Below are 12877 nucleotides of genomic sequence, written 5' to 3'. Positions count from 1 at the left end.
CCGCCGCTACGCTCTGCGCCTGTTCCGTGGGCAGACCGGCACAGGCGCCGGAGGTACCGGCAGAGATGCCGAAGAGGGGGCGTCGTGTCCGTAGTGCCGTTCGGGGTGGCCAAAGCCGGGCCCGTGAGGCCGGTGCCCGCCCGCCGCGGCTCCCGGCTCGCTCTTCCGGTGGTCCTCGGCCTGCTCGCCCTGCCGCTCATCACCGCTGCCCACCACTCGCGACCCGCCCCCTACGGAGACCACGTCACAGTCCACGCGCGCGTGGACGACGGCACAGCCGCCCCCGAGCTCCGCACCAAGGGCCGCGCGGTCGAGGCGTACGACCCGGCGACCGGGCGCGTCCGGTGGACGTACAGCCGCGAGGGAGCCCGCCCGCTCGCGCTGCTGCCCGCCCCCGGGCACGCCGTCGCACTCTGGAGCGACGGTCTGGTCACCGACACCGCACCCCGCGCCGACGGCAGCGCGGTCCGCTGGCACCGCGCCATCCCCGCCAGCGCCCCCTGGCTGGGCTCTCCCGCCGCCCGCGGCGCCGCCGGAGTCCTCCAGTCGCTCGACCCCCGCGGCCGCATGCTCGCCGTCGTCACCCCGCAGCGCATCGCCGCCTACCGCAGCGCCGACGGCGACCTGCGCTGGGTGCTGCCCGCCCGCCGCGGCTGCGCCTTCGAGCCCGCACGCTCCGTGCGGCACAGGGAGGCCCTGATGGTCGCCCAGCCCTGCGGGGACGCCGCGACGCCGTGGACCTCGCAGCTGATCGCGGTGGACGACCTCGGCCGCATCGTGCCCCGCCGCAAACCCCTGGGCAACGAGCTGCCGGGCGGCGCCCCCGACGACGTACGAACCCGGGCAGAAAAAGCGGTTGCACCGCCCCGTTAGAATTGGCCGCATGGCCATTCTCCTCGTGCATTAGACGGCGTGATCGCCTTCAGCCCTTCCGCCGTCCATACCCACCCCTGCCCAGGAGTCTGTCCGTGATCACCGCTTCCGGCATCGAGCTGCGCGCCGGCGCCCGCATCCTCATCGAGAACGCTTCCTTCCGTATCGCCAAGGGCGACCGCATCGGCCTGGTGGGCCGCAATGGAGCGGGCAAGACCACGCTCACCAAGTGCCTCGCCGGTGAGGGCATCCCCGCCGGCGGCACGATCAGCCGCTCCGGGGACGTCGGCTACCTCCCGCAGGACCCCCGCACCGGCGACCTGGACGTCCTCGCCCGCGACCGCATCCTCTCCGCCCGCGGACTCGACACCCTCATCCGCAAGATGCGCGAGAACGAACAGCGCATCGCCAACGGCTCGGGCGCCACCCGCGACAAGGCGATGAAGCAGTACGAGCGCCAGGAGACGGAGTTCCTCACCAAGGGCGGGTACGCCGCCGAGGCCGAGGCCTCCACCATCGCCGCCGCGCTCAGCCTCCCCGACCGCGTGCTCGGCCAGCCCCTCCATACGCTCTCCGGTGGCCAGCGCCGCCGCGTCGAGCTGGCCCGCATCCTCTTCTCGGACGCCGACACCCTGCTCCTCGACGAGCCGACGAACCACCTCGACGCCGACTCCATCGTCTGGCTCAGGGACTACCTCAAGTCCTACCGCGGCGGCTTCATCGTGATCTCCCACGACGTCGAACTGGTCGAGACGGTCGTGAACAAGGTCTTCTATCTGGACGCCAACCGCGCCCAGATCGACGTCTACAACATGGGCTGGAAGCTCTACCAGCAGCAGCGCGAGTCCGACGAGAAGCGCCGCAAGCGCGAGCGCCAGAACGCCGAGAAGAAGGCCACTCAGCTCCACTCGCAGGCCGACAAGATGCGCGCCAAGGCCACCAAGACCGTCGCCGCGCAGAACATGGCCAAGCGTGCCGACAAGCTCCTCGCGGGCCTGGAAGAGGTGCGCCAGAGCGACAAGGTCGCCAAGCTGCGCTTCCCGGAGCCCTCGCCCTGCGGCAAGACCCCGCTGATGGCCGAGGGACTCTCGAAGTCGTACGGCTCCCTGGAGATCTTCACGGACGTCGACCTCGCCATCGACAAGGGTTCGCGCGTGGTCATCCTCGGCCTCAACGGCGCGGGCAAGACCACGCTCCTGCGGCTCCTCGGCGGCGCCGAGAAGCCCGACACCGGGCAGGTCATCGAGGGCCACGGCCTCAAGCTCGGCTACTACGCGCAGGAGCACGAGACCCTCGACCCGGAGCGCTCGGTCCTGGAGAACATGCGCTCGGCCGCCCCCGACCTCGACCTCGTCGCGGTGCGCAAGACCCTCGGTTCGTTCCTCTTCTCCGGCGACGACGTCGACAAGCCGGCGGGCGTCCTGTCCGGTGGCGAGAAGACCCGTCTGGCGCTCGCGACCCTGGTGGTCTCCTCCGCCAACGTGCTGCTCCTCGACGAGCCCACCAACAACCTCGACCCTGCGAGCCGCGAGGAGATCCTCGGCGCGCTGCGCACCTACAAGGGAGCGGTCGTCCTCGTCACGCACGACGAGGGCGCGGTGGAGGCGCTCCAGCCGGAGCGGATCATCCTGCTGCCCGACGGCGTCGAGGATCTGTGGGGCCAGGACTACGCGGATCTGGTCGCGCTCGCCTGAGTCCACATGGGTTGATCGAATAACTGATCCACAGCGTATGGATCATTCGGCCGAGCCGTGATCCTTCATCTGTGTGAGCTCTCCTCGTACCGAAGTGCGGGATACACGGATTTCGTCGGTGGCAGGGGCGTCGGACCCTGCTCTCACCCGCCACCGCGCTGACCTGGCATTTCGCCCCGTAACTCATTCGGCCGTACGGAATTCGATGCGCGGAATCGTTAATTCCGCTCATGGTGTCGCCTTCCCTGGCGGGAAACCTCGTCGTACGGACCTTGCCGAATGGGTGGCCAGGAAGCCCGGAAGGGGTGATCATGAGAAGTCCAGAGCGCACTTCCCATGAGGAGGCACGGGTGGCCGAGACTCTGAAGAAGGGCAGCCGGGTAACCGGCGCCGCGCGCGACAAGCTCGCGGCAGACCTGAAGAAGAAGTACGACGGCGGTGCGAGCATCCGGGCGTTGGCCGAGGAGACCGGCCGTTCGTACGGCTTTGTGCACCGGATGCTCAGCGAGTCCGGCGTCACGCTGCGGGGACGCGGCGGGGCGACGCGAGGCAAGAAGGCCGCAGCCGGCTGACGGCTGCGGGCGGTTCACCGGCTCCGACGGTGGCCACCCGGTCGATCGTCCCCCAGATCCCTTAACGGGACCTGGGGGGACTCCCTGTCGGCCGGGTGGTTACTGTGCAGTCACTTACGGGCGCGTACATGCGTCCGGACCGACTGACACCACCATCGGAGGCTCCTATGGTTTCGCCCGGCAGTGAACTCGGCGGATCCGCACCGGTACTCGACAAGGACGGCGTACGCCTGACTGTCGACGAGGCTGTCGCCACGGTGACGCTGGCCAACCCGGCCAAGCGCAACGCCCAATCTCCCGCGCTGTGGAGGGCGTTGGCCGAGGCAGGCCGGATGTTGCCGGGCAGTGTCCGTGTCGTCGTGCTCCGCGGTGAGGGCAAGTCCTTCTCCGCGGGCCTCGACCGACAGGCGTTCACGCCCGAGGGCTTCGACGGTGAGCCGTCCTTCATCGATCTGGCGCGCGGTGACGACGACGTCCTCGACGCGACGATCGCCGAATACCAGGAGGCGTTCACCTGGTGGCGGCGCGGCGACATCGTGTCCATCGCCGCCGTCCAGGGGCATGCCATCGGTGCGGGCTTCCAGCTCGCGCTCGCCTGTGACCTGCGGATCGTCGCTGACGACGTGCAGTTCGCCATGCGCGAGACCAGCCTTGGCCTGGTGCCCGACCTCACCGGCACACACCCCCTCGTGGGGCTTGTCGGCTACGCCCGCGCGCTGGAGATCTGCGCCACCGGGCGGTTCGTCCACGCGCCCGAGGCCGAGCGCGTGGGCCTGGCCAACCTTGTCGTGCCCGCCGACCAGCTCGACGCGTCCGTGAGCGATCTGGCGGCCGCGCTCCTCACCGCGCCGCGCGACGCCGTCATCGAGACCAAGGCGCTGCTTCAGGGCGTCTCCGGTCGTACGTACGAGGAGCAGCGCACCGCCGAGCGTGCCGCGCAGGGACGTCGCCTGCGGGACCTGGCGGGGCTCGGCGACTGACGCCGTCACTCCACTGGCCGTCACTCCACCGCGGTGACAAGGACGGCAACCGTTGGGCGGTCCGTCAGCGCGTCACCGACCGCCGTACGGACCGCGAGCGCCACGTCAAGAGCGCGGTGTTCGCGGTCCGTCGCCAGCTCCACGCGCGCGTGGCGACGCGGCAGGGAGGCGTCCGCCCCCGGGGACTCGTCGAGATGGACGGCGCGGCCGAAACCGCCGAGGGCGCCGGTCAGCCGCCGCACGCCCGGCACTTCGAGGGCGGCGCTCGCCACGCGGGCCTCGTCCCCGCTTCCGGGTGCCGCCTGCGCCCCGTCCGGCGGCGTCTCCTTGCCGTGCGGTACTACGTCCACCGGGGCCTGCCCCGCGTCGAGCAGCGTCGTCACGCTGAGGTCCACCTCCTCGACCACCAGACCGAGCCGCTCCCCGGCCGCGGCGAACAGCGCCGTCCGGAGCCGGGCCGCCGCCGCGGGCAGCGGCTCGGTCGGCTCGGCCGCGAACTCCGCGGTGATCCGCAGCGGTCCCGGCGGCAGCGCGCTCGGCGGCGCGGGCACGGAGGGCACGTACGCCTTCGACGGATCAGCGAGCGCCACCCGCAGACCGCCGAGCCGTACGCCGCTCACCCGCTCCGCCGCATGGCGCAGCACCCCGTCCGCGCACGCCTCGGTCAGCCAGGAGCCGTCACCCGGTCCGCCGAGGGGGAGAACGCGCCCCAGGCCGAGCTGCCGCCGTACCGCCTCAGTCCATCCGTCACCGGTCATTGCCCCAGCCTGCCGCATCCCTGGCGCGCGCGGACGTAACCGCACTTAGTGTGGGCGAAGGAGTAGATCCCCTTTCGAAAGGGACGGAACGGCGATGACCGACACCGGACAGCGGAACCGGCCTCAGGAGACCCTCGCGAAGGAGTCACCGGACGAGGCGCCGGGGAAGAGCAGTACGACCAGAAAGGGCGGCGGCGACCCCGCGACCCGGGGGCGTACGACCATCGCGGACGGCGTGGTCGAGAAGATCGCCGGGCTCGCGGCCCGCGACGTCGACGGCGTGCATGCGATGGGCGGCGGGCTCGCGAGGACCTTCGGGGCCGTACGCGACCGGGTGCCCGGTGGTTCCGGCTCCAAGTCCGTGTCCCGGGGCGTCAAGGCCGAGGTCGGCGAGGTGCAGACGGCGCTCGACCTGGAGATCGTCGTCGAGTACGGGGTCTCGATCGCGGACGTCACGCGCTATGTGCGCGAGAACGTCATCGGTGCGGTCGAGCGCATGACGGGGCTCGAAGTCGTCGAGGTCAACATCGCGGTGAGCGATGTGAAGCTCCCGGACGAGGAAGACGATGAGCCACAAGGCCGCCTTCAGTGACGTCAGCCGTGTCTTGCTAAGGAGCGCACGATGAGCATGGCCGTGATCGGCATGATGGCCGGAATGGCGCTCGGCTTCGCCGGGTACTTCGGCGGGTTCGGGGCGTTTCTGCTGGTGGCAGCCCTGGGCGCCATAGGGTTTGTCGCGGGCCGGTTCCTCGAGGGGGACCTGGAGCTCGGCGACTTCTTCCGTACCCGTGGCGACGACCGGCGGCGGTGAGCCGTGGCGGCACACGTCGCGCCCGGGGAGCGCGGCGCGACCGTGATCGCCGACCGGGTCGTCGCGAAGATCGCGGCGCAGGCGGCACGTGAGGCGCTGACGGAGTTGCCCGCGGACTGCTCGCCGCCGCACGCGACCGTCCACGTACTTCCCCAAGCTCTCGGCTCCGCTCGAGCAGGGGAGGCCCCAACTGACGTCGCGCGCGTCCGGGTCAGCGTCGAGCTGGACTACCCCTCGGACATCGGCGGGCAGTGCGGCGCCGTGCGTCGCCAAGTCGCCCAGCGGGTAAAGGCGTTGGCGGGGATGGAAGTGCCCGAGGTCGCGGTCCAGGTCGAGCGGCTGCACTCGGCACACATGCGCGCAGCGGCGCAGGGGAGGACGCGATGAGCGAGGCTCAGGGGTCTCACAAGGCGGGCGGTGGTGGCGGCACGCAGCCGCTGCCCGTCGTCGAACGTGCCGAGAGCGAACTCGACCAGTCGGCCTCCGCGGCGTCCTACGACCCCCCGCCCACGCTGGCCGACGAGACCAAGGCGGCCCGCTTCTGGTCGCCCCGGCGCGTGCCCGCCGCCCTCCTCGCGCTGCTGATCCTCGGCGGTGCGGGACTTGTGCTGTACGACATCGCGGCGGTGCGGGCCGGGCACTCCGCCATGGGATGGCGGCGCGACCTCGCCCGCGAACTCGCCGAACGGCCCCTGGACGACACGGCGGTCCTCGTCGGCGCCGGGGTGGCCGCGGCCGCCGGCATCTGGCTGATCGTGCTCGCCGCGACTCCCGGGCTCCGGGCGGTACTCCCCATGCGGCGCGAGGACACGGACGTACGGGCGGGGCTGCACCGGGGCGCCGCCGCGATGGTGCTGCGGGACCGGGCGATGGACGTGTCCGGCGTGCAGTCGGTGCGGGTGCGCATGAAGCGCTCCAAGGTGGACGTGCACGCGGTCTCGCACTTCCGTGAACTCGACGACGTACGAAGCGACTTGGACGCCACGCTGGCCGACGGCATCCGGGACCTGGGCCTCGCCCGCGGCCCCGCGCTCTCCGTCCGGGTGGCACGGCCTGGCAGGAAGGGCTGAGCGCGATGCTGAAGACGGTCAACCGTGTGGTGCTCGGCCTGATCGGCCTTGTGCTCGTGGTCGGGGGCGGCTCGGTCCTCGCGGTCGGGCTCGGGGCGCCGCCGCCGTCGTGGTGGGTCCACGACGGCAAGCGTGACGTCCTGCTGAGTGATGCGGACCGGTCGCGGTGGCGGGACGAGGGCTGGTTCTGGCCCACGGTGATCGCCGTGCTCGCGGTGTTCCTGCTGCTCGCCCTGTGGTGGCTGGTGGTGCAGCTGCGGCGGCGGAGGCTGGCCGAGGTGCTCGTGGAGACCGGGGACGGGGAGGGCGCGCTGCTGCGGGGGCGGGCCCTGGAGAGCGTGCTCGTGGGGGAGGCGGAATCGCTGGAGGGCGTTCAGCGGGCCGCGGTCTCCCTGACGGGTAGGCGCAACGCGCCGGAGGCGCGGGTGTCCCTGCACCTGGAGCCCCACGCGACCCCCGGTGAGGCGCTGCACCGGCTCTCCGGCGAAGCGCTGACGCACGCGAGGGAGTCGGCGGGACTCGCGAGGCTGCCCGCGGTGGTGCAGCTGCGGGCGGTCAAGCACCGGGCTGAGCGGGTGAGTTGACGGGCTGGACGTTCCAGCCCGTCCGGCGTTTGGTCAGAACCCTGTCAGAACCCCCGCCGCGCCCCGCCGTCCACCGGCAGCATGACGCCCGTCAGGTAGGACGCCGCGGGCGAAAGGAAGAACGCCGCGGTGCGTCCGAACTCCTCCGGGGTCCCGTAGCGGCGCAGCGGGATCCGGGACTCGTGGCCCGCCCGGGTCGCCTCGGGGTCCGCGGAGAGCCCGTCCAGCTGCCGTACCCGGTCCGTGTCGATACGGGCCGGAAGCAGCCCCACGACGCGGATGCCCCGGGGCCCGAGCTCGTCGGAGAGCGACTTCGCGAAGCCGGCGAGTCCGGGCCGAAGACCGTTGGAGATGGTGAGACCCGGAATCGGCTCGTGCACGGAGGCGGAAAGGACGAAGCCGATGACACCCCCCTCGCCGAGCTCCGCCGCCGCGGAGCGGGCAAGACGCACCGCTCCGAGGAACACGGACTCGAAGGCCGACTCCCACTGCTCGTCCGAGTTGTCGGCGGCGAAACCGGGTGCGGGACCGCCGACACTGATCAGCACACCGTCGAAGCGCCCGAAATGCTCACGCGCGGCGGCGACGAGACGGCCGGCGACGGCCGGATCGGCGTTGTCGGCGGCGAGGCCCCGGGCGTTGTCACCGAGCTCGGCCGCCGCCTCGGCGACCGTCTTCTCGTCCCGGCCGGTGATCAGTACCTTCGCGCCGTCCGCGACCAGCGCACGCGCGGCGGCGTTGCCCAGGCCCCGGGTGGCACCGGTGATGACGTAGACGCGGTCCTTCAGTCCAAGATCCATGGCCCCATCCTGCCGCGTCCCGGCCACAGAACGCGAGGCCCGTTAGACAGCAGCCGGCGTCGACTCCGTCGCGGGCGCTGCCTCCGTGGCGGCCGCCCTGCGGTCCCGCACCTCCCTGCGCACCAGGATCACCCAGCCGATGGGCACGCCCGAGCAGAACAGCCACCACTGGACCGCGTACGCCATGTGCGGGCCGATGTCGCCGTGCTCGGGCTCGCCGATCAGCTGGGGGGAGTTGTCGGGGGACTCCGGCGCGGTCAGCTCGACGTAGCCGCCGAGCACCTCCTTGCCGAGGCTGTGCGCCTGCTGCCCGCTGCTGATCAGCATGATCTGACGGTCCGGCAGCCCCTGGACGTCCTTGATGCCGCTCTGCGCGGACGTCTCGTCGGCCATCAGGCGGCCGGTGACGGTGATCTCGCCCTTGGGTGCGGCGGGGATCTTCGGGAACGCGGTCTGCGGTCCGTTCGCCGGGATCCAGCCCCGGTTGACCAGCAGGACCTTGCCGTCGTCGAGGACGAACGGGGTCAGGACGTGGAAGCCGATCTCCTCGTCGGAGTTCGTGCGGCGCCGCACGACGACCTCGTCCTTCGTGTCGAACGTCCCCCGCGCGCTCACCCGGCGGTAGCGCTCGGAGTCCGTGACGGAGTGGCCGGGCGAGGTCAGCTGCTCGGCGGGCACCGGCTCGGCGTCCAGCGCCTTGGAGATCTCCGCGTTCTGCGCGACGCGGTGCTCGTGGCGGTGCAACTGCCAGAAGCCCAGCTCGATCATCGTGGGGATGAGAACGAGGCCGATGAGGGTGAGGATCACCCACTGCCGGGACAACAGGAAGCGGTACACCCCACGACGGTACAACTCGGTCGTGGGGTGCACGGGGGTGGGGTACTCCGGAACGGAGCCGCGGGGGGCCTTGGGAAGCCCTGGGGGCCGTGGGGAGAGGCCGGGTCACACCCTGTCGACGATGCCCACCTGCCCCTCCGCCCGCGAGCAGTGCGCACCGCAGTACCACTGCCCGTCGGCCTCCACGCCCTGGCCGATGATCCGGCACCGGCAGTGCTCACAGATGGGCGCCATGCGGTGAATGGCGCAGGAGAAGCAGTCGAAGACGTGTACTGCCCCTTGGGCATGAACTTCGAAGGACATGCCGTAGTCGTTTCCGCAGACCTCGCAACGTGCCATGCGCCACAGGGTGGGACGCGCGGCGCCCGCATGCGAGCAAGCAGGCGGGAGCCGGCCCGACAATCACCCGTCTGACGCGACGGGCGGCTCAGCCCTCCGCCGCCGGAGCGACATCCTGGAGGAGCTGCCCGAACGCGGCCTCGTCGATGACGGGCGTGCCGAAGGACCGCGCCTTCACGGTCTTGGAGGTGCCCGATTCCGGGTCGTTCGTGACGAGCAGGCTGGTCAGGCGCGACACGCTCGTGGCGATGTGCAGGCCGGCCTCGACCGCGCGGTCCTCAAGGAGATCGCGCTCGATGGAGGTGTCGCCGGAGAACGCGACGCGCATGCCCTGTTGGAGCGGTTTGCCCGGTTCATACCGACCCGGGTTGGGGTAAGGGCAGGCGGGCCGCTTGCGCGAGGGCCGCCAACTCGCCGGGCCGTACGAGGAGTACGAGGAGGGCGCCGAGCCGGGGCCGGACGGCTGGCGGACGATCCGGGGCGCGCCGTCGGACCACTCGGTGAGCGGCCGGCACTCCAGGAGTGGCAGCCGCACCCCGCCGCTCGCCGCGGCCTTGAGGCTGGGGCGGAAGGCCTCGGCCAGCACGCGCGCGTCGTCGAGGGCGTTGTGCGCGTTGCGCTGTTCGACCCCGAAGTGCGCGGCGAGCGACTCCAGCTTGTGGTTGGGCAGCGGGAGCCGCAGCTCCTTGGAGAGGGCGATGGTGCACAGGCGCTGGCGCACGGGGGCGGTGAGCTCCGCGCGTGCGTACTCCCTGGCGATCATCGACCAGTCGAAGACGGCGTTGTGTGCGACCAGGACGCGGTCGGCCAGGCGCGCGGCGAACTCCGCGGCGATGTCCTTGAAGAGCGGCGCGTCCGCGAGCAGCTCGGTGGTCAGGCCGTGGATCCATACGGGTCCGGGGTCGCGCTGGGGGTTGACCAGCGTGTACCAGTGGTCCTCCACCTCGCCCCGGGCGTCCACGCGGTAGACGGCAGCCGACACTATGCGGTCGTCGCGGGCGAGGCCTGTGGTCTCGACGTCGACGACCGCGTACCCCGATGGATACGCGGCCGGCCAGGTGGCTGCGGACGCTGCGGTCGTCTGGTCTTCGAGCATGGTCCATGAGGATACGGGCCACGACTGACAGTCAGGTCCCTGGGCTGTTTCCCCGGTCGAGGAGTCCGGACACCAGTGCCTTCACCGACAGGGTGAACAACGTCTCGGGGTCGACGGGTCGGGCGAGCGCGCGGGCAAGTGCCGGGTCCTGTTCGGCCGTCTGCGCGCCCCACAACTCTTCCTCGCCGGGGCGCTGCACGGGGGCGCGTTCGCGGTTGCGCTCGACAAGGACGTGGCCGACGACGTGGACCTGAACGGCGCGTACGGCGTCGGCGGCGAGGGCGCCGCGCAGGCCCGCCGCGTGCACCTCGTGGACCAGGACCTGCTGTGCGGGCAGGAACATCCGCTCGGTGAGGCCGCGTTCGTGCACCATCGCGACGAGGTGCGGGTGGTCGCGCAGCTGGCGGCGCAGGGCGCGCGCGACGGAGACGATGCGCCGGTGGGGGGTGCGGCCGGTGGGGTGGATCGCGCCGAGGTCGGCGAGGGTGCGCTCGACGAGGGCGTCCAGGAGCGACTCGCGGTTGCCGACGTGCCAGTAGATCGAGGTGACGGCGGTGCCGAGCTCGGCGGCGAGCTTGCGCATCGTCAGGGCCTGCGGGCCGTGCTGCTTGACGAGCGCGGCGGCGGCGGCGAGTACCTGTTCCCGGTCGAGATGACCGCGTTCCCGGGCCGGATGCGTACGCGTCTCTTCACTCTTCACGAGTCCTGTTGTAACTGTGTTACAGAACCGCCCGCAAGACCTCTTGTAGTCCTGACGAAGGGTGGTACGACATGGCACGCGTACGTTACGGAGCGCGCACCGAGGCGGAGATCACCGCGGCGCGCACCGCGAGTTCGAAGCTGCCCGACATCTGGTCCACGGGTGTGGTTGCCCTCTGGGAGAGTGACCCGGACGCGGTGGCGGCCGTCCTGCCGCCCCCGCTGAAGCCGACGCACCGGCCGCTGGTGCGGGCCAACATCAGCAAGGTCGACCTCCCCGGATATCCGCTCGGCGCTGGCTCGGTGGCCGTCGCCGCCGAGCACGACGGGGTGGAGGGCTGGTATCCGCTCGTCATGCCGATGACCCACGAGCGGGCCCTGATCGGCGGGCGTGAGGTCTTCGGGGAGCCGAAGAAGCTGGGTGAGGTCGAGGTGGAGCGCGACGGCCTGGTCGTCCGTGCCCGGCTCGCCCGGCACGGCATCGCCTTCGTGGAGGTGCGCGGCGCGGTCAGCGGCGCCCTGCCGCTTCCCGAGCCGGTCCAGAAGACGGACTTCTACTTCAAGTTCCTTCCCGCGGTGGACGGTTCGGGCTTCGACGCGGACCCGGTGCTCGTGCACTGCGTACGCAACGAGAAGGTCCGCAAGCTGGAGGGCGTCACCGGGGACGTGGTCCTGCGCGAGTCGATGTACGACCCGGTCGCGGACCTTCCCGTACGCGCCCTCGTCGAGATCACCATCGGCGAGAAGACCACCGACCAGAAGGGCCGGGTCGCCGAACGGGTCAGCGCGCAGGCGCTGCTGCCCTACATCCACCAGCGCTACGACGACCCGCAGCAGATCCTCGACGGCCCGCCCGAGGGGAGCGTCTGAGATGGAGCTGCGGGAAGAGCAGGTCGCCGTCGTCACGGGCGCGGCGAGCGGCATCGGCCTCGCCATGGCGCGGCGGTTCGCGGCGGACGGCCTGAAGGTGGTCCTCGCGGACGTCGAGGAGGGCGCCCTGGAGAAGGCTGCGGCCGGGCTGCGCGAGGACGGGGCGAGCGTGCACGCGCGCGTGGTCGACGTCGGCTCGCGCGAAGAGGTCTTCGAGCTCGCCGAAGCGGCGTACGAGAAGTTCGGCGCCGTCCATGTGCTGTGCAACAACGCGGGGGTCGGCTCGGGAGCCGAGGGCCGCATGTGGGAGCACGAGCCGAACGACTGGAAGTGGGCCTTCGAGGTCAATGTGTGGGGTGTCTTCCACGGCATCCAGGCCTTCGTGCCCCGGATGATCGCGGGCGGCGATCCTGGCCATGTCGTCAACACCTCCTCCGGCGACGGCGGCATCGCACCGCTGCCGACGGCTTCCGTGTACGCGGTCACCAAGGCGGCCGTCGTGACGATGACCGAGTCGCTGTACGCGCACCTGAAGGCGGAGCACGCGCGCGTGGGCGCCTCCGTGCTCTTCCCGGGACCGCACATGCTGCGCACGGGCCTGTGGGAGTCGCACCGCAACCGCCCCGACCGGTACGCCAAGTCCCGCCCCCGCAAGACCCCTTACCGCAGCCTCGACCAGTGGGAGTCCGCGATGAAGGACGCGGGCAAGGAGGTCGAGTTCACGCCGGTCGAGCAGGTCGCGGACTTCGTGGCGGAGGGGATCGCGGCCGGCCGCTTCTGGCTGCTCCCGGAGAGCGAGCACAGCGACCGGCAGATCAAGGCCAGGTCGCGGTCGATGCTGGACCGCGCGGACCCGGCGTACCTGGAGAGCTTCATTCTGGACTGAAGGGCACG

General features: G+C 71.4%; 17 protein-coding genes. 11 read left to right on the top strand and 6 right to left on the bottom strand.

Annotated features, from left to right (window positions below):
* Positions 1–84: 84 nt before the first annotated feature.
* The 4 genes from E5671_RS13865 to E5671_RS13850 all read left to right on the top strand — a co-directional run bounded on the left by E5671_RS13865 (position 85) and on the right by E5671_RS13850 (position 4119).
* Positions 85–873 carry a hypothetical protein gene (locus E5671_RS13865; protein WP_336605750.1) on the top strand — a complete coding sequence of 263 codons (789 nt, stop codon included), beginning with the start codon at positions 85–87 and terminating at the stop codon, positions 871–873.
* A gap of 95 nt (positions 874–968) precedes the next feature.
* On the top strand, positions 969–2567 hold the full coding sequence (gene abc-f, locus E5671_RS13860) for a ribosomal protection-like ABC-F family protein (protein ID WP_160504272.1): 1599 nt from the start codon (positions 969–971) through the stop codon (positions 2565–2567).
* A gap of 350 nt (positions 2568–2917) precedes the next feature.
* Positions 2918–3139, top strand: a complete 222-nt coding sequence (locus E5671_RS13855; RefSeq protein WP_055550175.1) for a helix-turn-helix domain-containing protein — start codon at positions 2918–2920, stop codon at positions 3137–3139.
* A gap of 167 nt (positions 3140–3306) precedes the next feature.
* On the top strand, positions 3307–4119 hold the full coding sequence (locus E5671_RS13850; protein WP_160504271.1) for an enoyl-CoA hydratase/isomerase family protein: 813 nt from the start codon (positions 3307–3309) through the stop codon (positions 4117–4119).
* A 20-nt stretch (positions 4120–4139) separates the two neighbouring features.
* On the opposite strand, the gene E5671_RS13845 is transcribed toward E5671_RS13850, so the two are convergent.
* A complete protein-coding gene (locus tag E5671_RS13845; protein WP_160504270.1) occupies positions 4140–4877 on the bottom strand; it encodes a nucleopolyhedrovirus P10 family protein in 738 nt (245 codons plus the stop codon).
* Positions 4878–4971: 94 nt separating this feature from the next.
* Between E5671_RS13845 and E5671_RS13840 the strand changes: the two genes are divergently transcribed.
* The 5 genes from E5671_RS13840 to amaP are packed head-to-tail and all read left to right on the top strand — an operon-like array spanning position 4972 to position 7342.
* Positions 4972–5469: an Asp23/Gls24 family envelope stress response protein gene (locus tag E5671_RS13840; protein ID WP_160504269.1), complete on the top strand. Its 498-nt coding sequence runs from the start codon at positions 4972–4974 to the stop codon at positions 5467–5469.
* Between the two features lie 30 nt (positions 5470–5499).
* Complete coding sequence (locus E5671_RS13835) at positions 5500–5688, top strand: hypothetical protein (RefSeq protein ID WP_160504268.1); 189 nt, start codon at positions 5500–5502, stop codon at positions 5686–5688.
* Positions 5689–5691: 3 nt separating this feature from the next.
* Entirely contained in the window at positions 5692–6075 is a 384-nt protein-coding gene (locus E5671_RS13830; protein WP_160504267.1) for an Asp23/Gls24 family envelope stress response protein, read from the top strand.
* Positions 6072–6758, top strand: coding sequence for a DUF6286 domain-containing protein (locus E5671_RS13825; RefSeq protein ID WP_160504266.1), 687 nt, complete (start codon positions 6072–6074; stop codon positions 6756–6758). The genes E5671_RS13830 and E5671_RS13825 overlap by 4 nt, the downstream gene beginning before the upstream one ends.
* A gap of 5 nt (positions 6759–6763) precedes the next feature.
* On the top strand, positions 6764–7342 hold the full coding sequence (amaP, locus tag E5671_RS13820) for an alkaline shock response membrane anchor protein AmaP (RefSeq protein ID WP_160504265.1): 579 nt from the start codon (positions 6764–6766) through the stop codon (positions 7340–7342).
* 44 nt (positions 7343–7386) lie between these two features.
* On the opposite strand, the gene E5671_RS13815 is transcribed toward amaP, so the two are convergent.
* The 5 genes from E5671_RS13815 to E5671_RS13795 form a co-directional block, all read right to left on the bottom strand.
* Positions 7387–8142 carry an SDR family oxidoreductase gene (locus tag E5671_RS13815; RefSeq protein ID WP_160504264.1) on the bottom strand — a complete coding sequence of 252 codons (756 nt, stop codon included), beginning with the start codon at positions 8140–8142 and terminating at the stop codon, positions 7387–7389.
* Between the two features lie 42 nt (positions 8143–8184).
* Positions 8185–8979 (bottom strand): SURF1 family cytochrome oxidase biogenesis protein, encoded by a 795-nt coding sequence (locus tag E5671_RS13810; RefSeq protein ID WP_160510171.1) that lies wholly within the window; start codon positions 8977–8979, stop codon positions 8185–8187.
* Positions 8980–9084: 105 nt separating this feature from the next.
* A complete protein-coding gene (locus tag E5671_RS13805) occupies positions 9085–9318 on the bottom strand; it encodes a hypothetical protein (RefSeq protein WP_135331724.1) in 234 nt (77 codons plus the stop codon).
* 88 nt (positions 9319–9406) lie between these two features.
* Positions 9407–10414 (bottom strand): DEDDh family exonuclease, encoded by a 1008-nt coding sequence (locus E5671_RS13800; RefSeq protein WP_160504263.1) that lies wholly within the window; start codon positions 10412–10414, stop codon positions 9407–9409.
* 31 nt (positions 10415–10445) lie between these two features.
* Positions 10446–11114, bottom strand: a complete 669-nt coding sequence (locus E5671_RS13795; protein WP_160504262.1) for a TetR family transcriptional regulator — start codon at positions 11112–11114, stop codon at positions 10446–10448.
* Between the two features lie 71 nt (positions 11115–11185).
* On the opposite strand from E5671_RS13795, the gene E5671_RS13790 reads away from it, so the two are divergent.
* On the top strand, positions 11186–11983 hold the full coding sequence (locus tag E5671_RS13790; protein ID WP_160504261.1) for an acetoacetate decarboxylase family protein: 798 nt from the start codon (positions 11186–11188) through the stop codon (positions 11981–11983).
* A 1-nt stretch (position 11984) separates the two neighbouring features.
* Complete coding sequence (locus tag E5671_RS13785) at positions 11985–12869, top strand: SDR family NAD(P)-dependent oxidoreductase (RefSeq protein ID WP_160504260.1); 885 nt, start codon at positions 11985–11987, stop codon at positions 12867–12869.
* The last annotated feature ends 8 nt before the right edge of the window (positions 12870–12877 follow it).

The sequence above is a fragment of the Streptomyces sp. BA2 genome (assembly GCF_009769735.1).
Taxonomy (GTDB): Bacteria; Actinomycetota; Actinomycetes; order Streptomycetales; family Streptomycetaceae; genus Streptomyces.
Note: the sequence above shows the minus strand (reverse complement) of the source record. Positions and strands in the feature narration are given on the sequence as shown.

Excerpts from the sequence above, each read along its gene's own strand:
- E5671_RS13785 (WP_160504260.1), top strand. The coding sequence starts at position 11,985 with ATGGAGCTGCGGGAAGAGCAGGTCGCCGTCGTCACGGGCGCGGCGAGC.
- E5671_RS13845 (WP_160504270.1), bottom strand. The coding sequence starts at position 4,877 with ATGACCGGTGACGGATGGACTGAGGCGGTACGGCGGCAGCTCGGCCTG.
- E5671_RS13825 (WP_160504266.1), top strand. The coding sequence starts at position 6,072 with ATGAGCGAGGCTCAGGGGTCTCACAAGGCGGGCGGTGGTGGCGGCACG.
- E5671_RS13835 (WP_160504268.1), top strand. The coding sequence starts at position 5,500 with ATGAGCATGGCCGTGATCGGCATGATGGCCGGAATGGCGCTCGGCTTC.
- amaP (WP_160504265.1), top strand. The coding sequence starts at position 6,764 with ATGCTGAAGACGGTCAACCGTGTGGTGCTCGGCCTGATCGGCCTTGTG.
- E5671_RS13805 (WP_135331724.1), bottom strand. The coding sequence starts at position 9,318 with ATGGCACGTTGCGAGGTCTGCGGAAACGACTACGGCATGTCCTTCGAA.
- E5671_RS13850 (WP_160504271.1), top strand. The coding sequence starts at position 3,307 with ATGGTTTCGCCCGGCAGTGAACTCGGCGGATCCGCACCGGTACTCGAC.
- E5671_RS13840 (WP_160504269.1), top strand. The coding sequence starts at position 4,972 with ATGACCGACACCGGACAGCGGAACCGGCCTCAGGAGACCCTCGCGAAG.
- E5671_RS13790 (WP_160504261.1), top strand. The coding sequence starts at position 11,186 with ATGGCACGCGTACGTTACGGAGCGCGCACCGAGGCGGAGATCACCGCG.
- E5671_RS13815 (WP_160504264.1), bottom strand. The coding sequence starts at position 8,142 with ATGGATCTTGGACTGAAGGACCGCGTCTACGTCATCACCGGTGCCACC.
- E5671_RS13800 (WP_160504263.1), bottom strand. The coding sequence starts at position 10,414 with ATGCTCGAAGACCAGACGACCGCAGCGTCCGCAGCCACCTGGCCGGCC.